Source organism: Myroides fluvii (genome assembly GCF_009792295.1).
Lineage (GTDB): Bacteria > Bacteroidota > Bacteroidia > Flavobacteriales > Flavobacteriaceae > Flavobacterium > Flavobacterium fluvii_A.
The window spans coordinates 578,679-597,100 of sequence record NZ_CP039934.1; the positions used below are offsets into that span (position 1 = coordinate 578,679).

At 37.0% G+C, this 18,422-nt stretch carries 23 protein-coding genes; 4 read left to right on the forward strand and 19 right to left on the reverse strand.

Going from position 1 to position 18,422, the window contains the following annotated elements:
* The first annotated feature begins 5 nt into the window (after positions 1-5).
* From nirK to FBR08_RS02745, 3 genes are read left to right on the forward strand one after another with little or no spacing between them, the layout of a single operon-like run.
* The gene (gene nirK, locus FBR08_RS02735; protein ID WP_158961299.1) at positions 6-1,478 is read left to right on the forward strand and encodes a copper-containing nitrite reductase; all 1,473 of its coding nucleotides are present in this window, start codon (positions 6-8) and stop codon (positions 1,476-1,478) included.
* Positions 1,479-1,482: 4 nt separating this feature from the next.
* A complete protein-coding gene (locus tag FBR08_RS02740; protein ID WP_158961300.1) occupies positions 1,483-2,259 on the forward strand; it encodes a formylglycine-generating enzyme family protein in 777 nt (258 codons plus the stop codon).
* A gap of 10 nt (positions 2,260-2,269) precedes the next feature.
* The gene (locus FBR08_RS02745) at positions 2,270-2,896 is read left to right on the forward strand and encodes an SCO family protein (RefSeq protein WP_158961301.1); all 627 of its coding nucleotides are present in this window, start codon (positions 2,270-2,272) and stop codon (positions 2,894-2,896) included.
* A gap of 155 nt (positions 2,897-3,051) precedes the next feature.
* Here the strand turns inward: FBR08_RS02745 and FBR08_RS02750 are convergent, their stop codons facing one another.
* The 15 genes from FBR08_RS02750 to FBR08_RS02820 form a co-directional block, all read right to left on the reverse strand.
* The gene (locus tag FBR08_RS02750; RefSeq protein WP_158961302.1) at positions 3,052-3,510 is read right to left on the reverse strand and encodes a CopD family protein; all 459 of its coding nucleotides are present in this window, start codon (positions 3,508-3,510) and stop codon (positions 3,052-3,054) included.
* Positions 3,511-3,619: 109 nt separating this feature from the next.
* Positions 3,620-4,333, reverse strand: coding sequence for an iron-sulfur cluster repair di-iron protein (ric, locus tag FBR08_RS02755; protein ID WP_158961303.1), 714 nt, complete (start codon positions 4,331-4,333; stop codon positions 3,620-3,622).
* Positions 4,323-6,569, reverse strand: coding sequence for a nitric-oxide reductase large subunit (locus tag FBR08_RS02760; RefSeq protein ID WP_158961304.1), 2,247 nt, complete (start codon positions 6,567-6,569; stop codon positions 4,323-4,325). The genes ric and FBR08_RS02760 overlap by 11 nt, the downstream gene beginning before the upstream one ends.
* A 73-nt stretch (positions 6,570-6,642) precedes the next feature.
* A complete protein-coding gene (locus FBR08_RS02765; RefSeq protein WP_158961305.1) occupies positions 6,643-7,077 on the reverse strand; it encodes an RrF2 family transcriptional regulator in 435 nt (144 codons plus the stop codon).
* Positions 7,078-7,192: 115 nt separating this feature from the next.
* The gene (locus FBR08_RS02770) at positions 7,193-7,522 is read right to left on the reverse strand and encodes a DUF721 domain-containing protein (protein WP_158961306.1); all 330 of its coding nucleotides are present in this window, start codon (positions 7,520-7,522) and stop codon (positions 7,193-7,195) included.
* Between the two features lie 2 nt (positions 7,523-7,524).
* Positions 7,525-7,959 (reverse strand): hypothetical protein, encoded by a 435-nt coding sequence (locus FBR08_RS02775; protein WP_158961307.1) that lies wholly within the window; start codon positions 7,957-7,959, stop codon positions 7,525-7,527.
* Between the two features lie 8 nt (positions 7,960-7,967).
* Entirely contained in the window at positions 7,968-8,921 is a 954-nt protein-coding gene (gene ftsY, locus FBR08_RS02780) for a signal recognition particle-docking protein FtsY (RefSeq protein WP_158961308.1), read from the reverse strand.
* 135 nt (positions 8,922-9,056) lie between these two features.
* Positions 9,057-9,209 carry a DUF4295 domain-containing protein gene (locus tag FBR08_RS02785; protein WP_002990306.1) on the reverse strand — a complete coding sequence of 51 codons (153 nt, stop codon included), beginning with the start codon at positions 9,207-9,209 and terminating at the stop codon, positions 9,057-9,059.
* Between the two features lie 7 nt (positions 9,210-9,216).
* Complete coding sequence (rpmG, locus tag FBR08_RS02790; RefSeq protein ID WP_158961309.1) at positions 9,217-9,399, reverse strand: 50S ribosomal protein L33; 183 nt, start codon at positions 9,397-9,399, stop codon at positions 9,217-9,219.
* A gap of 27 nt (positions 9,400-9,426) precedes the next feature.
* Positions 9,427-9,663: a 50S ribosomal protein L28 gene (gene rpmB, locus FBR08_RS02795; protein WP_002990304.1), complete on the reverse strand. Its 237-nt coding sequence runs from the start codon at positions 9,661-9,663 to the stop codon at positions 9,427-9,429.
* Positions 9,664-9,743: 80 nt separating this feature from the next.
* Complete coding sequence (locus FBR08_RS02800) at positions 9,744-10,988, reverse strand: CinA family nicotinamide mononucleotide deamidase-related protein (RefSeq protein WP_158961310.1); 1,245 nt, start codon at positions 10,986-10,988, stop codon at positions 9,744-9,746.
* Entirely contained in the window at positions 10,985-11,338 is a 354-nt protein-coding gene (locus FBR08_RS02805; protein ID WP_158961311.1) for a hypothetical protein, read from the reverse strand. Before FBR08_RS02805 ends, FBR08_RS02800 begins: the two co-directional genes overlap by 4 nt.
* A 6-nt stretch (positions 11,339-11,344) precedes the next feature.
* Positions 11,345-11,956, reverse strand: coding sequence for a fumarylacetoacetate hydrolase family protein (locus FBR08_RS02810; RefSeq protein WP_158961312.1), 612 nt, complete (start codon positions 11,954-11,956; stop codon positions 11,345-11,347).
* 12 nt (positions 11,957-11,968) lie between these two features.
* A complete protein-coding gene (locus FBR08_RS02815; protein WP_158961313.1) occupies positions 11,969-12,742 on the reverse strand; it encodes a 3'-5' exonuclease in 774 nt (257 codons plus the stop codon).
* Positions 12,743-12,946: 204 nt separating this feature from the next.
* Positions 12,947-13,972, reverse strand: a complete 1,026-nt coding sequence (locus FBR08_RS02820) for a cytochrome-c peroxidase (protein ID WP_158961314.1) — start codon at positions 13,970-13,972, stop codon at positions 12,947-12,949.
* A 234-nt stretch (positions 13,973-14,206) separates the two neighbouring features.
* Between FBR08_RS02820 and FBR08_RS02825 the strand changes: the two genes are divergently transcribed.
* Positions 14,207-14,653, forward strand: a complete 447-nt coding sequence (locus tag FBR08_RS02825; protein WP_158961315.1) for a hypothetical protein — start codon at positions 14,207-14,209, stop codon at positions 14,651-14,653.
* Positions 14,654-14,881: 228 nt separating this feature from the next.
* Here FBR08_RS02825 and FBR08_RS02830 read toward each other — a convergent pair whose 3' ends face one another.
* From FBR08_RS02830 to ccoG, 4 genes are all read right to left on the reverse strand, one after another.
* Positions 14,882-15,280 (reverse strand): hypothetical protein, encoded by a 399-nt coding sequence (locus tag FBR08_RS02830; RefSeq protein ID WP_158961316.1) that lies wholly within the window; start codon positions 15,278-15,280, stop codon positions 14,882-14,884.
* A gap of 511 nt (positions 15,281-15,791) precedes the next feature.
* Positions 15,792-16,487 (reverse strand): sulfite exporter TauE/SafE family protein, encoded by a 696-nt coding sequence (locus FBR08_RS02835; protein WP_158961317.1) that lies wholly within the window; start codon positions 16,485-16,487, stop codon positions 15,792-15,794.
* A gap of 8 nt (positions 16,488-16,495) precedes the next feature.
* Positions 16,496-16,945 carry a FixH family protein gene (locus tag FBR08_RS02840; protein ID WP_158961318.1) on the reverse strand — a complete coding sequence of 150 codons (450 nt, stop codon included), beginning with the start codon at positions 16,943-16,945 and terminating at the stop codon, positions 16,496-16,498.
* Between the two features lie 20 nt (positions 16,946-16,965).
* A complete protein-coding gene (ccoG, locus tag FBR08_RS02845; RefSeq protein ID WP_158961319.1) occupies positions 16,966-18,387 on the reverse strand; it encodes a cytochrome c oxidase accessory protein CcoG in 1,422 nt (473 codons plus the stop codon).
* Between the last annotated feature and the right edge of the window lie 35 nt (positions 18,388-18,422).

Below are 18,422 nucleotides of genomic sequence, written 5' to 3' on the forward strand. Positions count from 1 at the left end.
AAGTGATGATTATGAATACACAATCACAAAATCTAAAAGGTACACTTGCGGCACTTGTTTTGGTTTTAAGTGCACTAAGCTTGGGAAGTTGTTCTCAAAAAGAATCGAAGAACATCGTAAAGAATGCCGATTGGGCAGAACGAATCGTTGCACATGGCGAGCATGAGGCAGAATTAACAGCACCTCCTTTTGTTCCTAAACCTGTTGGAAAAAGAGCCGCTACTAAGTTGAATGTCAATTTGGAAATTCTGGAGCAAGAAGGTGAAATGGTGGACGGAGTCCAATACATGTATTGGACGTTTGGCGGTACTGTTCCCGGTAGTTTTATCCGTACACGCGTAGGGGATGAAGTTGAATTTACACTTAAAAACCATCCAGACAACAAGCTTCCACACAACATTGACTTACACGCCGTAACAGGTCCAGGTGGTGGAGCCGCCTCCTCATTGGTAGCACCGGGACATGAAGTTACCTTTTCATTCAAAACCCTTCACCCTGGTCTTTATGTTTACCATTGTGCAACAGCTCCAGTGGGCATGCATATCGCCAACGGAATGTATGGTCTTATCTTAGTAGAACCTGAAGGAGGACTAGCACCCGTTGATAGAGAATACTACATCATGCAAGGTGATTTTTACACCAAAGGAAATTACGGTGAAAAAGGGCTTCAACCTTTTGACATGAACAAAGCCGTCAAAGAACAACCCGATTATGTTGTGTTTAATGGTCATGTCAATGGATTGGTCAACGACAACGCCATCACAGCTAAAGTAGGAGAAACCATTCGTTTATTTGTAGGTAACGGAGGACCTAACTTGGTTAGTTCGTTCCACGTTATTGGAGAAATATTTGATCGCGTACACGTAGAAGGTGGAGATTTAATCAATGAGAATGTACAAACAACGCTTATACCAGCAGGAGGAGCAGCCATTGTAGAATTCAAAGTAAATACGCCTGGAACTTTTGTGCTGGTTGATCACGCTATCTTTAGAGCTTTTAATAAAGGAGCCTTGGGCATGCTCAAAGTAGAGGGAGATGAAAATGAAAAAGTATTTGCGGGTAAAATTAAAGAGGGTATTTACTTACCTGAAGGAGGGACTATACAAACCATGCCGAAAGAAACGGGTAAAAAAGCACCGATAGAAAATAAAACACTCGCGCAACAGATTGCAGATGGTAAAAATATTTTTACGAGAACGTGTTTCGCCTGTCACCAAGCAGAAGGACAAGGGATAGAAGGGATTTTCCCACCTTTGGCCAACTCCGACTATTTGAATGCAGATGTCAGCAGGGCAATCAAAACCGTCATCAATGGTTTAGAAGGAGAAATTACGGTTAATAAAATTAAATACAACTCCATCATGACTAGTCAAAACCTAAGCGATCAAGAGATAGCAGACGTATTGACTTATGTTTACAATAGTTGGGGCAATTCTAAAACTGTGGTAACCCCTCAAATGGTTCAAAAAAACAGATAATACAATGATGACTCATCCCTTTCGCTTGGTGTTGTGTTTGTTGAGCGTTTTGACAGGAATACTGCTAAACGCCCAGCAAGCAACTCCAATGCAAACCATTCAAAGTGGTACTTTCACGCCTCTTTATGGCAGTACGGAAGAAGGTTATGTCAAAGTAGCTTCCTTTCAACTGGATCGATTTGCTGTAACCAATGCACAATATTTGGACTTTTTAAACCAAAATCCATCTTATCAGCGCTCGCAAATCAAAGGCTTATTTGCAACTAAGAGCTATTTATCCCATTGGAAAGGCAACTTAGATTATGGCGATTTACATCCACAAGCTCCAGTCACTAACATTTCTTGGTTTGCAGCTAAAAAATACTGTGAATGCCAAGGAAAAAGGCTACCCACCTTAGATGAATGGGAATATGTAGCTATGGCTGATGCACAACAAATGGATGCTAGAGAAAAAACAGCCTACAACCAATATATCTTGGCGTGGTATGAAACACCTAAAACCTACCTCAACCCAGTAGGCAGTACCCCTAAAAACTATTGGGGTGTTTACGATATGCACGGTTTGATTTGGGAATGGGTATTCGATTACAACTCTATTTTCTTATCTGGAGAAAGTCGAAAAGACAAAGGCAATGATGAAAATTTATTTTGTGGTAGCGCCTCGATTAACGCTTCAGATCTCATGGATTATGCTGCTTTTATGCGCTATGGCTTTAGAGGAAGCTTACGAGCCAATTTCACAACAAAAAACCTCGGTTTCAGATGCGCCAAAGACCTTTAAAATGTAAACTATGAAAAAGATTTCCCTTTTATTTATCGCTGGTATAACGCTCTTGTTTTACCATTGTAAACAAGCAAATACAGCAGAACATACTTCCGCTAAGCCAACAGAAAAAAGCACTGTAGCAGAAGCCATATCAGACCTATCTATTTATAACCTACCCTCTACCTGGACCACACAAAACGGAAAGGAGATTGAACTAAAAGAATTACAAGGTCAAGTATTAGTGATGGTGATGATTTACACCTCTTGCAAGGCTGCTTGCCCTCGATTGGTTGCCGATATGCGCCATATTGAAGAAAAAGTACAAGCTAAAAATAAAGATAAAGTCAAATACATCTTAGTTAGTATAGACCCAACAGTAGATACCCCCGAACGCTTAAAGGCCTTTGCACAAGAAAATAAAATGGAGGGCAATCAGTGGATATTCTTGCGTTCCACAGAAGATAATACTCGAGAATTTGCTGCAACTCTAGCTGTTAATTACAAGAAAATATCGCCTATTGATTTTTCTCATTCCAACATTATCAGTGTATTCAACACAAAAGGAGAACTCGATTATCAACAAGAAGGCCTCGGTATTGATTATGCACCAACAATTAAAGAAATTGAAAAACAACTGGCTTCACTGCCTTAAGCAGTTACTTATTAATGAAAGAATCTACTGCTCCCTCCTGTATTTCACACAGTTAGAGCAGTAGTTCTATTTTATTCTTTTGCTAAACTCCAATTTGGTTTGTTTAAGAACAATGGGGGAGCAAAACACCTTTTACTCAAGACGATAAGAATAAATTACAAGGCGATTCCTCCATATCGCACAAAACTTCCTAAAATCAGCATCAGGATGCTAATACAAGTGACGGCTACAATATGAAACGTCATCAAAGGCAACTTTTTACGATCTGTTTTCAATCGAGGTAAAACATAAAACTGCGCGCTCAACGCAAATAAAACAAGACTAAACAAGCACAACAATTTAAGTGAGATTACCGTTTCAATTGGGGTTTTAAAAGTAAACCAGGTTGCGATTTTGACGTTGTATAAATAAGCCATTCGCACGCCGGTAATAAGCATCACTGCTAATGCAGGCATCCCAATCCACTCATATCTGCTTTCGAAGTGAAACAACTTTTCTATTGCTTTCTCTTTCCAAACTTGAGGGAGAATAATCACACTCAATACAATATGTCCACCTACCCAAATGCTAGCACCGAGCAAGTGAAATAACAATAAAAGATGAATCTCATTCATAACTTTTTCTTTAAGTCTAAACTAGTTTCTTTAAAATTACGCGATTATTTTTAGATATAAACAAAAAGTGCCTCATTTTAGGGAGGCACTTCTGCTGTATCTTACGCTTTTAATTAAATTTTTGTTCCAATACAATTGCACTAGGAAATAGAATATTATTTTCTAGGTGGATGTGTTTGTGTAAATCTTCTTCAAACTCTTTCAACATGGCAAAGGTTACTTTGTACGTATTACAGGCATCCGCTGGAGGCGTGTAATTATTAGACAAAGCAGCAATTTTTCGAAAGCGCTCTCCTTCGCCATCATGTTCATGCATCATCATAGCTACTGGATTTTCAACCGTACCAAAATGAGGTGCTTCTATCGCTTGTCCTGTCATTGTTGCGGAAACCATTTTGCGCACAAAGGGAAAAAGCACTAATTCTTCTTTTTTTAAATGTTGACTTAACTCTTGCGCACATCCAATAAACAGTTCATTAATTTCATGTAGTTCTGGATGTCTCTCTCCATGCACCTTACTTAACTTATTCAAAAACTGCAAGAGTACGGGAATCTTTTCTTCTACATATCGGTGATGCGTTTTTTCAATATAATCCGCTAATAAATCTAGAGGCCAATGTCTAAAATCAATATTATTTTCCGCCTGTTGATTTAATAAGCGCTCTAATTCACTTATTAAATCCTCTGTCTTGATGGATTTTTTATCACATACTTCGTCTAAGGTACGTCCTCCTTTACAGCAAAAATCAATCCCATATTTATTGAATACGGCTGCTGTTCTAAAATCTTCTGCTACAAATGAGCCAATTGTTCTATTTTTCATGCGTTTGTTTTTTTAATGTTAGTTTAAATATGAATAGGACGATGGCAAAAATGCCTATAGTAAATATCACATCTCCGATGGTACGAAGCCATTTGAGTGTATTCATGGCAGGCAATTGCATTAATTCACTTGAACGCGCATACCACATCCCATGTTGAATACTTTCAATTGCTTGCCATATTCCGATGGGCAACAGACTTAATAAAGCCATAAGCAATAAGCCCGCATTCAGTCCCCAAAAGCCTATTTTTAATAATTTTTCATTCCATTGCACCTCTCTATACATACTGCGCAAAACGAAGAGCATCAATCCGATACCCAACATGCCATACACACCAAACAAAGCGGTATGCCCGTGTAGCGGTGTGGTATTTAACCCTTGCACATAGTATAACGCAATAGGTGGATTAATAATAAAGCCAAATACGCCGGCTCCTAAGAAATTCCAAAAAGCCACGGCCACCATAAAGTAAATCGGCCACTTGTAATCTTGTAACCAGCCTTTATGTGTAGATACCTTATAATTTTCATAGGCTTCGTATCCAATTAAAGTTAAAGGGACTACTTCCAAGGCGCTAAAGGTTGCACCTAATGCCATTACCGCAGTTGGCGTACCCGAAAAATAAAGGTGATGAAATGTACCTATAATCCCGCCAGACATAAAGATAATCGTAGATAAAAGCGCGCCATTGGTTGCGGTTTTAGTTTTAATCAGTCCCAAACGCACAAATAAAAAGGCCAATACAACTGTAGCAAATACTTCAAAAAATCCTTCCACCCATAAATGCACGACCCACCATCTCCAGTATTCTGCTATAGCAAGATTTGTTTGCCTCCCCCACATCAGTCCAGCCCCATAAAATAAGGCGATTGCACCACAAGAAATAAGAAATAGCACAATGAGGTTGCGTTGACTTCCTTTGGCTTTTAAAACAGGTAGTAACGGACGAATCATTAAGGCTAACCATAGGAATAGTCCCACAAACAAAAAGAGTTGCCAAAAACGCCCTAAATCGACATATTCATACCCTTGATGCCCAAACCAGAAGTTTTGAACTAAGTTTAATTTTTGCATGATACCAAACCATTGTCCAATCATAGAACCTAGCACGATAATAAGTAAAGCCACAAATAAAAAGTCTACACCAAATACTTGGTACTTCGGATCTTTCCCTCCCACAGCTGGAGCAATATACAATCCTGTACCTAACCAGGCAGTAGCGATCCAAAAAATAGCCAATTGCGTATGCCAGGTTCGCGTAACGGAATAAGGAAGTAGCTGATCCAAGGGAATCCCGTACAATCCTTGCCCCTCTACACCATAGTGCGCCGTAATAATTCCCAATCCCACCTGAAGTAACATCAATAAACTAACAATCCAAAAATATTTTTTGAGCCTCATCATACTTTTTGTCGTCACTCCATTAGAAACAGGATCCGCTACAGGAATTAATTCTTCTTCCTCTTTCTTTGATGCCACATGATAGTATACAAGAACACCAACTGCAAAAATGAGCAGAATAATACTCACGCCTGACCACGCTAATAAAGGAGTCGTTGCTTTATTTCCCACCAAATCATCCGCAGGCCAGTTATGTGTATAACTGATGTCGCTATCGGGTCTATTCGTTACCGTTGCCCAAGTTGCCCAAAAGAAAAAAGCGCTCATTTGCTTTAATCGTCCAGCATCTTTAATCGCATTATTGGGAATTGCATAATCCTTACGCAGTTGATCAAAAGCAGGATCATCGGTAAACAATTTGCCGTAATAATCCTCTAAGTACAAACGCGCTTGATTTCGCTCAGCCGTAATCGTTAAGACACCTGTGGCCTTATCATGCGTATTGGCGCGAATCATTCGCTGTAAACGCACTTGTAGAAACGCTTGCTCTTCTTCGCTAACCGCCTCATAGGTTTTTCCAAATTCCTCGTTCGCATAGTAATCCAAGAGGAATAATGCTTCTCGATGCAAATAATCAGCAGTCCAATCGGGCGCCACATACGCTCCGTGTCCCCAAATAGAACCTACTTCTTGTCCTCCAATACTCTGCCATACATTCTGACCGTCTTTAATATCACCAGCTGTAAGAACTACTTGTCCTTCAGCTGTTCTGATTTCCGTCGGTATAGGTGGCGCTTCTTGATAAATTTCTATACCAAAATAACCGAGTACCCCGAAGGAGAATAACATCACTATCGCAAATGCTATCCATAATTTTCTTTGATTTGTATTCATACAATTAAAATAGAAGACTTTTTTATCCTTTATTTGATTATAAAAAAAGGGACCATTCCCTCTCACCCCTTTATTATATCTTTAAAAAAGTATTGCCAGACTTGGTACCATTGGCTAACTCTTTCAAAGAAGTTGTTTCTAACATTTGCTTTAGTTCATTTCGAATGGCTTTGAATTTAAAATGAACAGGACAAGGATGCGTTTCTGAGCACTGTGCTAAACCCAATCCACAACCTTTGTAAATAGAATCTCCATCGATAACATTGACGACTTCACACAATTTGATTTTATCCAATTGCTGCACAGGGATTTCAAATCCACCTCCCGCTCCTTTAATTGATTCAATGATACCTCCCTTTACTAACTTTTGTAAAATCTTGGCCACAAATGCTTCAGGAGCATCTATTTCTTTGGCAATTTCCTTAAAGCCTACACGTGTTTCTTTCAGTGAGGATACCGAAATAAAAACAACAGAACGAATTGCGTATTCACAAGCTTTAGAGAACATACCTTTACTTTTACCTCACAAAGATAAACTTTATTTTACAATAAAAGACAAAAAAGTCTTTTATTGTAAAATAAAAAAAGCGACATTCCCTTTTTGGTTAATGTCGCTGTATATTTTATCGCAAAACTAAATCTGTAATTAGTGCTCTTTTCAATTCCTCATTCAACATCTTAACGATTTTCTCTTTTCCATAACTCAGTTCATCACGAACAATAGAAGAAGACAATTTGACATATAAAGTAGATCGCCTAAAAGCCACGTCTGTAGTATAGGAGGAAATTCCAGGTCCTAAGACTGTTTTCCAGGCTTCAAACACATCAAACTCATTCAATCCTTGATCTAAGTTGTTTTCTGTTCTAAACAGCTGTAACAATTCAGATATTCCTTTACCCTCACGAGTACGCGGGCTAATTTTATTTCGGTTAAAAGGATTGTTTTTATTCACGATTACTCTTTAATTTGAATGGGTTGAGCTCTTTTATAGTAGTATATAATTTTGTTTTCATTTTCCATCACCATAGTTTCATCACTCACCGAAACTACGCGTTCCTCCCATGTTGCAAAATCCGTTTTATACTGCAACCAAATAGCGCCATCTTTCTCAAGCATTACAAAGGCTTCTGGCATATCATTGGTCAAAAACTCACCATTAAATTGAGGAACAACTTTAAATCGAATCCCTGTTTGATCTTCCTTCCATTCAAAATAATCAATGGTAGAGTTCATGGTATAATCTTTTTCTGTTCCATCAGGTAATTGAGCTTTTTCGATTTCCCAATATCCTGTGATATGTCCTTTCACGGCTTCCGCATCCACTTTAGATTGACAAGCCTGCAAAACAACAACGAGAAATAAACTAAAAAAAACGTATAAACTGCGCATGTTTAATTTTATTTAAAAAACGAATCGACAAATTCGTATTTGTTAAACACTTGAAGATCTTCAATTCCCTCCCCTACACCAATATAGCGCACTGGGATTCTAAACTCATCCGAAATACCGATAACGACCCCTCCTTTTGCTGTTCCATCTAATTTAGTGACAGCTAAAGAAGTAACTTCTGTTGCGGCAGTAAATTGTTTTGCTTGTTCAAAGGCATTTTGTCCCGTTGAACCGTCTAAAACCAGCATTACATCATGAGGTGCATCAGCGATTACTTTTTGCATGACGCGCTTCACTTTGGAGAGCTCATTCATTAAATTCACCTTGTTGTGTAAACGTCCAGCTGTATCAATTATCACTACGTCAGCACCTTGTGTCACAGCAGATTGTAGCGTATCAAACGCTACCGAAGCCGGATCACTTCCCATTTGTTGACGTACAATAGGCACACCTACGCGATCTGCCCATACTTGTAATTGATCAATAGCGGCCGCTCTAAACGTATCCGCTGCTCCCAAAACGACATGGAGTCCAGCTTTTTTAAACTGATACGCCAATTTTCCAATAGTTGTCGTTTTACCAGCTCCATTTACTCCTACAACCATAATAACGTATGGTTTCTTATCTTTTGGAATTTCAAATTCTGTTGATTCACCTAAGGCTGTTTCAGAAAGCAATCCAGCAATTTCTTCTCTCAGAATTTGATTTAGCTCTTCTGTTCCAACGTATTTATCACGCGTAACTCTTGCTTCAATACGCTCAATAATCTTCAATGTTGTATTTACACCAACATCAGAAGTAACTAATACCTCTTCTAGATTATCTAATACATCATCATCTACCTTAGATTTTCCAGCTACTGCTTTGGTTAATTTGGAAAAAAAAGACGTTTTAGATTTCTCTAATCCCTTATCTAAAGTTTCCTTTTTTTCGGAAGAAAATATTCTTTTAAAAAAACTCATAACGTTCCTATTAGTTTGTACAAATATAAAGAATAAAAGTATATCATCTCATAACGGTTGCGATAACTAAACCGTATAAAAATGAAAAAAGCTACCTGAATCAGGCAGCTTTTTTTCAAGATATTTAATGGTAAATTACTTTTTACTCAAGAATTCATCTACAAAATCAGGAGCCATAACAGACTCAACAAATGTATAAGCACCTGTCTTTGGAGATCTAACCATTTTAATTGCTTTAGTCAACTTCTTAGAAGATGTTCTTAAAGTAGCTACGGTTTTCTTTGCCATGACTTAATTATTTAATTTCTTTATGAATTGTTACTTTTTTCATGATAGGATTGAATTTCTTAATTTCCAATCTATCAGGTGTGTTTTTCTTGTTCTTAGTAGTGATGTAGCGTGAAGTACCTGCTAAACCAGATGTTTTATGTTCAGTACACTCTAAGATTACTTGGATTCTATTACCTTTCTTTGCCATCGTTTTCCTCGTTTTTTTATGGTGCGATTATTTCACTAATCCTTTTACTCTTGCTTCTTTCAAAACAGCAGTAATACCTTTCTTATTAATTGTTTTTAATGCAGTGGTAGACAATTTTAATGTTACCCATCTGTCTTCTTCAGCAATGTAAAAACGTTTTTTAATTAAGTTTACAGAAAACTTTCTTTTAGTTTTATTCATCGCGTGAGAGACGTTGTTTCCAACCATCGCTCTCTTTCCGGTAATTTCACAAACTCTTGACATTATATCTAATCTTTTATTTCAATATTCAAAATCAGGGTGCAAAGTAAAGAAAAAGAATTTTATTAAACAAAATCTTTCTACTATTTTTTTAATATTTCGTTATAAACCAGTTCTAAAGCCCTACTAATGGTGCGTTCAATCACTTGCTCTCTAGGCTGACCTAATTCATACTTTATAGCATAGGTGCCCATATTTGAGGCAATCCCCACATAGACAGTCCCTATTTCTACTGCCGAATCCCCTTTAGAAGGCCCCGCATTTCCCGTAGTAGCAACAGCAAGATCCGATTGAAACTTTTGACGAACTTGTTCCGCCATTGCACAAGCCACTTGTTCACTCACTACACTGTAGGCGTCTATTATCTCTTTTTTAACGCCTAGAACGTCAATTTTAGATTGGGTGGCATAAGTGACCACTCCACCCTTAAAAAAGGCTGACGCACCCTCTTTAGCGCTAAATAGCACGGCTAGACGTCCTCCTGTACAACTTTCTGCACAAGCGATTGTCATTCCTTCGGCTTTTAATTTTTCAATAACTACTTCTGATCGGCTTAAATCTGAATATGCGCGAATATGTTCTTTAACATTGAGCGGAATTTTCGCAATTACTTCTTCGATTAAGTGTTCGATTTTCTCTTTATCTTCTCCAGACGAAGACAGTCGCAAACGCACTCTTCCTCTACTAGGCAAATAGGCCAATTGCACATCAACAGGTAAGGCCTCTTCCCAATCACTTAAATACTCAGCCAATAAACTCTCTCCAATACCGTAAACTACTAGTGTTTTATGTACGTTAAAGCGCAGAGCAAATTGCGCTTTCAAAACAGGCGTCAGTTCTTTTTCCACGATGCCTTTCATTTCAAAAGGCACACCAGGTAAGGACACATAGTGCGTATTGCCCTTTTTCATCATCATCCCAGGCGCTGTTCCCAATTCATTAAAAAGCACAGTTGCCCTAGAAGGAACTAAAGCTTGCTTCCTATTCAGCTCAGAGATTGGACGTTTAAAATACCCCTCGATTACTGTTTTTACGTGGGTAAATACACGGGGGTTTTCCACTAATTCATCCTCAAAGAAATCACAGAATACTTGTTTGGTCAAATCGTCTTTCGTCGGTCCTAACCCACCTGTAATCAAGACCAAATCCACCTGATTTACTTGTCGATTCATCGCCTCTTTGATTGCGTGTTCTCCGTCAGAAACAGACCGTATTTCTACAATTTCAAATCCCAACTTATCCAGATAATTCGCTAGATAATTAGAGTTTGTGTCTAGGATTTGTCCAATCAATATTTCGTCGCCAATGGTTAAGATACTTGCTTTCATTGCACCACAATATGATAGTCTTTTTTTATTTCTTTAACTGCTGAGCGAATGTGTTTGCGCAGTAGTTTGTATACTTCTTTAATTTCTTTTGTCTTCCCTTTTTGCTCTATCCAATCGCGAATGCTGTTAAATTCTTCAAAGGCTTGATCCATACCGAGACTTTCCACTATGGGCTGTAAAACTTTCACGTGTTTTTGAAGCTTTTCATAATTTTTAGCATCAATGTGTTTTTTTATCTTTTCTATACGCTTAGACATTTGTTCTACATAAAAAACAAGCTCTTCCACAACGAGTTCTTCTGTATTATTGTGTTTCACGTATAGCGATTTTACGTCATAAAAAAGGGCCATAATGAATTATTTTACGATTAAATCAAAAACTTTTTTACCTGCCAGAAAGCCTTCAAGTGTATCACCCGGACTAACTTTACCAACACCTGCTGGTGTACCAGTAAAGATTAAATCACCCGTTTTTAGTGTAAAGTACTTAGAAATCTCCGCAATTAATTCATCTATCTTCCAAATCATTTGAGCGGTCGTTGCTTGTTGAACAACCGTTCCATTTTGTTGGAAAGAAAATGGCAAATCGCCGAGGGACTCAAAAGCGGTCGTTGGCATAAAGTCACCTACAAAAGCCGAGTTGTCAAATGCTTTCGCTTTTTCCCAAGGCAGTCCTTTCTCTTTCAACTTGCTTTGGATATCCCTTGCTGTAAAATCAATCCCCAATGACACTTGATCATAGTATTTAGAGGCAAATTTAGCATCGATATACTTCCCAACTTTTGTGATTTTTACCACTACTTCTGCTTCGTAATGAATATCTTGAGAAAAATCTGGAATAACAAACGGAAACTCTTTACCCAATAAAGCCGTATCTGGTTTAATAAACAATACAGGGGCATCTGGTCTTTCATTGTTTAATTCTGCGATGTGATCCACATAATTTCTTCCTACACAGATAATTTTCATCTTCCTCTTCTTTTATAGTTTATTATTGAGTTTTCTCAACTTGATTGCCGTCAAAACTTTTTTGGTATACAACGGAAAATCTGCATTTTGAATCCAGCCGTAATATCCTGGTTCTTTTTCCAAGACTTCTTCCACAAGTACTCCTTTGTGTTTACCGAAAGTAAAAACCTCTTGTTCTTCTTCATTTAGTGCGATAAATCCAGCAAAATCAACACTTCTCTTTCTGGTGGTAAATTCAGACAACACGCGCATGTCATTTTCCAAATCATCATAGCGATCCAATTGCGCTTTGAGAATTTCATAGGTTGCATGCGTATCCGCTTCTGCCGAATGTGCATTTTCCAAACTTTCGTTACAATAAAATTTATATGCTGCACTCAAGGTGCGCTCTTCTTTTTTATGGAAAATGGTCTGAATATCAACCGTAACGCGATTACCTAAATCAAAGTCAACACCTGCGCGCAACAATTCTTCTGCCAATAGGGGAATATCAAATCGATCCGAATTAAATCCAGCGAGATCCGCATCTTTAATCATCTGATAAACCAAGGGAGCTAACTCTTTAAATGTAGGTTCATTTGCCACTTTTTCATCTGTTATTCCGTGAATTTTAGAAGACGCTTCTGGAATTGGTCGCTCTGGATTAACCAACCAGGTTTTACTCTCTTTATTTCCATTGGGAAAAACTTTCAAAATAGCTATTTCTACAATTCTATCTCTTGCAACATCCACTCCTGTTGTTTCTAAATCAAAAAAACAAATAGGTCTATGTAATTTCAACTCCATATTTCTTGGTTTATTTATCTACAAATATAACAAATGTAAAAGTTTAGCCAATACAATTCCTAGGGTTTAGTTTCTATTTTCCTTTCCAACATCAACCTAACACACACATACCTAGATTAAAACCAATTAAAAAAGCAAAAGCTGTCCTGAAACAGAACAGCTTTCGCACCCTACTTTAAACCAACACTAAACGTGCACTTCTACTTAAAAAGGTGATTTTTTCACCTGCTCTGGGATATCACTAGACAAACTACCTAAAAACACGGTGATATCTTCTATTTGTTCTTGATTTAATTTACTATTTGTTTGTAAACTAGCCATAATGCGAACTGCTTCTTTTAAATCTTCAACAGATCCATCGTGAAAGTAGGGTCCTGTGTGCGTGATATTGCGCAATCCTGGGACCTTAAAAAAGTAATTTTCATTTTCTTTTTTACTCAAATCAGCCAATCCTTTATCTACTTTATCCGATTTTGTTTCAACCCAATAATCGCCATAGAGTCCGAATTTCTGAAACATCTGCCCTCCTAATGCGACACCGCTATGGCAAGTCGTACATCCAACAGCCATAAAAGTCTCCAACCCTCTCTGTTCTTGCTCTGTCAGTGCACTGCGATCTCCTTCTAAATATGCATCAAATCGACTTGCAGGCATCAACGTACGTTCAAAAGCCCCAATAGCATTGGTGATGTTTTTAAACACAATAGGCTGTTTATCCGCCTGATAGACTGTAGCAAACATCGCTTTGTACAGCTCTACTTTGCGCAATCGCTCTTCTAATTCCTTTTCATCTTTGATATTGTGTTCAACTGGATTTAGAATTGGCCCGCCTGCTTGCTCTTCAACATCTTTTGCACGACCATCCCAAAATTGCATGCTGTGCAGGGCCGCATGAAAAACAGTTGGTGAATTACGCCCTCCCAAAGAACCGGTATCACCCGGTGAAAAAGCCAAGTTATCTACTCCATACGTATTCAAGTTATGGCAAGAATTACAACTTATATTGCCTTCCTTAGACAGACGCGTATCAAAATACAAATACTTACCTAAAGCCACCTTAGCCGAATCTGCCGGAGGCACCTCAATGGATGAGATAGGTTGAAAAAAAGTTTGAGCTTGTGTTAATAATTCAGCATTTCCCTTTTGAACAAATTCAAATGCATTTGATTTATCTTTTTTACACCCCATAAACGTTGTTAAAACAACAAATAAAACCACCTTTTTAATCATAATTCACACTACTTTAATTTGCAGTATTAAATTACGCTTCCTTTTTTTCATAAACACTGACATATATCACTTCTATCGAAAACTTAGTTTTTAAAAAATCAACATCAATTGAGCCTTAAACACCTTTACTTTCGAATAAAAAATAGCTTAAAAACTACTATTGTGTAAAAAATATTTTGTTTTATTGAATTATTATCCTATTTTGGTCTTATTGAAATTATTACCAATAAAGCTATGAAAAAACTATTTCTTCTCACTCTATTAGCCTTGGCGCCTCTTGTACAGAGCTGTCAAACTACTGAAACTATAGTTTCTTCCCCTTATACTTTAGACAAGAGCAAAACAAAAGTATTCACTGCAAAAACGTTTATGTTTAAAAACTATTACTTTACCTATAAAGATGGCAAAGCGACATTGGTTTATCAACAAGACATACGATTAAACGGAGTACAATCCCCTATTTTCTTGACGTTAGAAGAAGATCAAAGTTCTAAACGCCATCAGTTATTCGTAGATAAGTCTGGTCAAATTTCCGTACGCGTTATGAATAACGCTCAAGTAAAATTGCGCTTAGATAAAGTAACTTATAATTTATACACCGAAAATTACTTAGATGAAGTACATTCTGATACAGAGAAAATCTTAGCAGATGTAGTCCTTTGGCGTAAAGACAATTATTAAGTTTACACTTTGCGAAATCGTAGATTTCACCCTCCCTATTCATCAGACATTCCCTTTCCCCTATCGCCCGCGCGAATCCATGAGGTTTAAGCGTTGTTCCATTTTTATTCAAATTCTTCTACAATAAAAACAATTTAGGCCGGAGAATGTCTCTATTTGCCTTTCACCCATAAAAAAAGGTTCTTGCTTTCACAAAAACCTTTTTATCTCGTACAATTAATTTACTTCTTAATCCAAATACTCTTTTTGATGATGATCTGCATAATTTACAATTTCATCATAATTGTCGTTGTCAAAATTTTCTTCTCCTGAATCGAAAAGAACGACATTCAATCGTTTAAACAACAAACCTAACATTTGTTTTTGCCCTTCTGCATCAAGATCAAATTGCATCTTGACTAAGTGATCTTTGAACGGTGTACTCTTTACGCTATCAACACAAAGCATGGTCAATTCAAAATTTTGAATGCCTTGTAGCGAAACTCCTACAACTCTAAAACGCTCTTGATCTACACCGAAGTATTCCCCAATACTACTGATGTAATTACCTTTGTTAACTGCAATCATATCTGATATGTCTGCAGCCACAGTACCTTTAAAATCGTTATACTGTACTTTTGCTTTCATAAACAACAAATTTTAATTTTTTTTCCTATGTGAATTTAAGAAATATTACGTTAGCTAAGAAATAGACGCTAATTTTTACTAATCCGACAAGCTTCCAATACCCAACATACACTATAGCTAATTATTATATTAAATACATAGAAAAAAAAACAAACAAAAATCACAAATGCAAATATATTACCAAAACATTAACGCTAAAAAGAAGAAAAAACAAACAAAAAAATCGAAATTTTATGATAATCAACTATAAATAAAATTTTATGAACATATAGTATTCATTTTTTAGGTAATAAAAGATCAATTTTAAGTAATTAGCACGTCAAAATAGACCGTCAAAGGCTAAAAAGACAACAAAAAAAAGGAAAGCCATGGCTTTCCTTTTTTTTAATCCTTTTTCAATAGCAATTGAACAACAGGCTCTACACTTTTTCATAGCTAATAAATTCGTATTTTCTGCTGTTCTAGTATTAAGACAAGTACAAGGCGAAAAAGTCACATAATTAAGTTTTATTTAACACATTGCTTCTCCTCGCACGAACAAATTCAACGTATCAGGGGATAAGTATGGAATATTTAACCCCAATCCTCTAATAATAAATAACATCCCAATAATTATAATAACAATTGGATAATACTTCATTATTCCTCTTCGAAATGCATCGGAGAATAGATTTTTGAAATAGATCACCAAACTCATTAACGGAACCGTACCTAAACCAAACAGGGCCATATAAGTCATACCCAAGAATACATCTTGCGTTGCTAAAGCGCCAAACAAAGCGACATAAACCATACCACAAGGCAAGAAGCCATTAAAGAAGCCGATAAGAAATAATGCTTTAGGTGATTTTTTCTTGAATTGTTTACCTAAAGAAGATTTTATCCAATTTACAAATCGATAAAGGGGTTTCATTACATTGAAATTCCCTATTCGATTGGCAGGGATCAGTGCCAAAGCAATCATGATAAGTCCAACGACAATGGAAAGTTGCTGTTGAAATCCTGCCAAAAACAAGCCTTTGCCAAAAAAACCAAAAACAAGCCCTAATAAAGAATAGGCAGCTATCCTACCTATGTGATAGGTGAACATCTGCCTAATTTTTAAAACTTGATTGTTCTGGCTAATTGGCAACATCAGTGCGATGGGACCGCACATACCGATGCAGTGCAGACTACTCACTAAACCAAAAATAAGTGCCGAAATCAACGTGTTTTTTACTTAATCGTTAAACTTTTTACATTTCTATATGCTACATCGTTATAGCTCCATTCCACCACAATATCCCAACGACCGTCTACCAGATTTGTGTTAGGTATGAGCAAATTTGAAGAAGACAATGATATGAGAGTATCAAAGTCTAATTGTTGGTTAGACGGTCTGTATAGGAATATTTTTCCATGTATTTTATTATAGTCAAAACTGGCAGGAAAAGTGATCCTAATCCCATCGGTTGTACTGTATATTGTAACTTGTTCATCGAGTTTCAGCGCTTCCATTTCTCTCTCACGACGGGAGTCCACCTCAACTTCTTGTTGATAATAATTTTCTGTCACTAATTGGTTGTCATATCTCGCATCTACTTGTACGCGAATAACATATTGTAAAATGAATATCATAAATAAGCCTATGGCTATTACGATTCCTGTTCCAAAATTAAATTTCATACCTAACTATTTTTTAATTTTTAATTCATTAAGCGCGGGCCTAAGAAGTTTGTTTTGGTTGTTTGAATCAAACGATCACCATCATAAACCTCAATGGTCACTTTTGTACTATATCCATCGAGATCCTTTTGTGGAATTTCGATAAACAATACCCCTTCGCTATAACTTTCTTTTTTCACTTCGATGATATCATTACCCACCATTTTCACTTGTGCTCCAGCTGGATTTTTCACTTTAAAGCTCAGGTTGTCGTACTCTTTCATCGTTTTATTCATGATTTTAAACGTATAGACATTGGAGATATTAGCCCCTTTGTGTTCAAATGTTTTTCCAGCTACGCGTAAAACCCTTGCTTCCACATCGGTTCTCAAGAATAAGAGTCCAATTAAAAGCGCAATCAAAATGGATAATACTACAGTATATCCTCTTTGACGAGGCGTGAATTTATAGCGTTTATTATCCACAATCTCAGATTCCGAAGCATAGCGAATTAATCCTTTAGGGAAACCTGCCTTCTCCATAATAAAATCACACTCATCGATACAAGCAGTACAGTTCACACATTCTAACTGTGTTCCATTTCGGATATCAATTCCCGTTGGACATACGTTGACACATTGTTTACAGTCGATACAATCTCCAAAACCTTCTGCCTTTCTATCCGTATCTTTTTTCAGCTTCGCTCTTCCATTTGTACTTTCACCTCTTACGTGATCATACGCTACAATAATAGACTTATCATCCAGCAAAACCCCTTGTAAACGCCCGTAAGGGCAAGCAATCACACACACTTGTTCTCTAAACCAAGTGAATACAAAATAGAACGCACAAGTAAAAATAATCAATCCGATAAAATTACCCGTATGTGCAAACGGACCATCTTCGACCATTAAAAGCACAGCGTCGCTTCCGATAATGTAGGATAAGAAGACGTTGGCAATAATAAAAGAAATAACAAAGAAAATAAACCATTTCAAGAGTCTCTTGCGTATTTTCTCCGCATTCCAAGGTTGTTTGTCTAATCTCATTTGAGCACCTCTATCGCCGTCAATCCAATATTCGATACGCCTGAAAACCATTTCCATAAAAATAGTTTGCGGACATATCCAACCGCAGAAAATACGACCGAAAGAAACTGTAAATAAGGTTACAAAAACAACACCGATAATCATTGAAATTACGACCAGATAAAAATCTTGTGGCCAAAAAGGGAAGCTAAAAATGTTGAATTTTCGATCAATAACATTAAATAGCAACAATTGATTTCCGTTTATTTTTATAAAGGGAGCAGCTAATAAAAAAGCGAGTAATAAGTAGCTGACAATTTTTCTTTTGTTGTAGAATGGCCCAGACGGCTTCTTAGGATAAATCCATGCCCTTTTACCATCTTTGTCAATGGTACTTATCGAGTCTCTAAAACTCTCATTATTTCCATTTTCCATAGCCTTGTGTGTGTTTTATAAAAAGGAGCTGAGCA

Bases quoted from the DNA above. Each gene is read 5' to 3' on its own strand.
- FBR08_RS02775 (WP_158961307.1), bottom strand. From the start codon at position 7,959: ATGCGCAGTTTATACGTTTTTTTTAGTTTATTTCTCGTTGTTGTTTTG.
- FBR08_RS02765 (WP_158961305.1), bottom strand. From the start codon at position 7,077: ATGTTCTCTAAAGCTTGTGAATACGCAATTCGTTCTGTTGTTTTTATT.
- FBR08_RS02800 (WP_158961310.1), bottom strand. From the start codon at position 10,988: ATGAAAGCAAGTATCTTAACCATTGGCGACGAAATATTGATTGGACAA.
- FBR08_RS02785 (WP_002990306.1), bottom strand. From the start codon at position 9,209: ATGGCAAAGAAAACCGTAGCTACTTTAAGAACATCTTCTAAGAAGTTG.
- FBR08_RS02805 (WP_158961311.1), bottom strand. From the start codon at position 11,338: ATGGCCCTTTTTTATGACGTAAAATCGCTATACGTGAAACACAATAAT.
- ccoG (WP_158961319.1), bottom strand. From the start codon at position 18,387: ATGGAAAATGGAAATAATGAGAGTTTTAGAGACTCGATAAGTACCATT.
- rpmB (WP_002990304.1), bottom strand. From the start codon at position 9,663: ATGTCAAGAGTTTGTGAAATTACCGGAAAGAGAGCGATGGTTGGAAAC.
- FBR08_RS02825 (WP_158961315.1), top strand. From the start codon at position 14,207: ATGAAAAAACTATTTCTTCTCACTCTATTAGCCTTGGCGCCTCTTGTA.
- FBR08_RS02810 (WP_158961312.1), bottom strand. From the start codon at position 11,956: ATGAAAATTATCTGTGTAGGAAGAAATTATGTGGATCACATCGCAGAA.
- FBR08_RS02740 (WP_158961300.1), top strand. From the start codon at position 1,483: ATGATGACTCATCCCTTTCGCTTGGTGTTGTGTTTGTTGAGCGTTTTG.
- FBR08_RS02820 (WP_158961314.1), bottom strand. From the start codon at position 13,972: ATGATTAAAAAGGTGGTTTTATTTGTTGTTTTAACAACGTTTATGGGG.
- FBR08_RS02745 (WP_158961301.1), top strand. From the start codon at position 2,270: ATGAAAAAGATTTCCCTTTTATTTATCGCTGGTATAACGCTCTTGTTT.
- FBR08_RS02760 (WP_158961304.1), bottom strand. From the start codon at position 6,569: ATGAATACAAATCAAAGAAAATTATGGATAGCATTTGCGATAGTGATG.
- nirK (WP_158961299.1), top strand. From the start codon at position 6: ATGATTATGAATACACAATCACAAAATCTAAAAGGTACACTTGCGGCA.
- FBR08_RS02840 (WP_158961318.1), bottom strand. From the start codon at position 16,945: ATGAAATTTAATTTTGGAACAGGAATCGTAATAGCCATAGGCTTATTT.
- FBR08_RS02815 (WP_158961313.1), bottom strand. From the start codon at position 12,742: ATGGAGTTGAAATTACATAGACCTATTTGTTTTTTTGATTTAGAAACA.
- rpmG (WP_158961309.1), bottom strand. From the start codon at position 9,399: ATGGCAAAGAAAGGTAATAGAATCCAAGTAATCTTAGAGTGTACTGAA.
- FBR08_RS02830 (WP_158961316.1), bottom strand. From the start codon at position 15,280: ATGAAAGCAAAAGTACAGTATAACGATTTTAAAGGTACTGTGGCTGCA.
- ftsY (WP_158961308.1), bottom strand. From the start codon at position 8,921: ATGAGTTTTTTTAAAAGAATATTTTCTTCCGAAAAAAAGGAAACTTTA.
- ric (WP_158961303.1), bottom strand. From the start codon at position 4,333: ATGAAAAATAGAACAATTGGCTCATTTGTAGCAGAAGATTTTAGAACA.
- FBR08_RS02750 (WP_158961302.1), bottom strand. From the start codon at position 3,510: ATGAATGAGATTCATCTTTTATTGTTATTTCACTTGCTCGGTGCTAGC.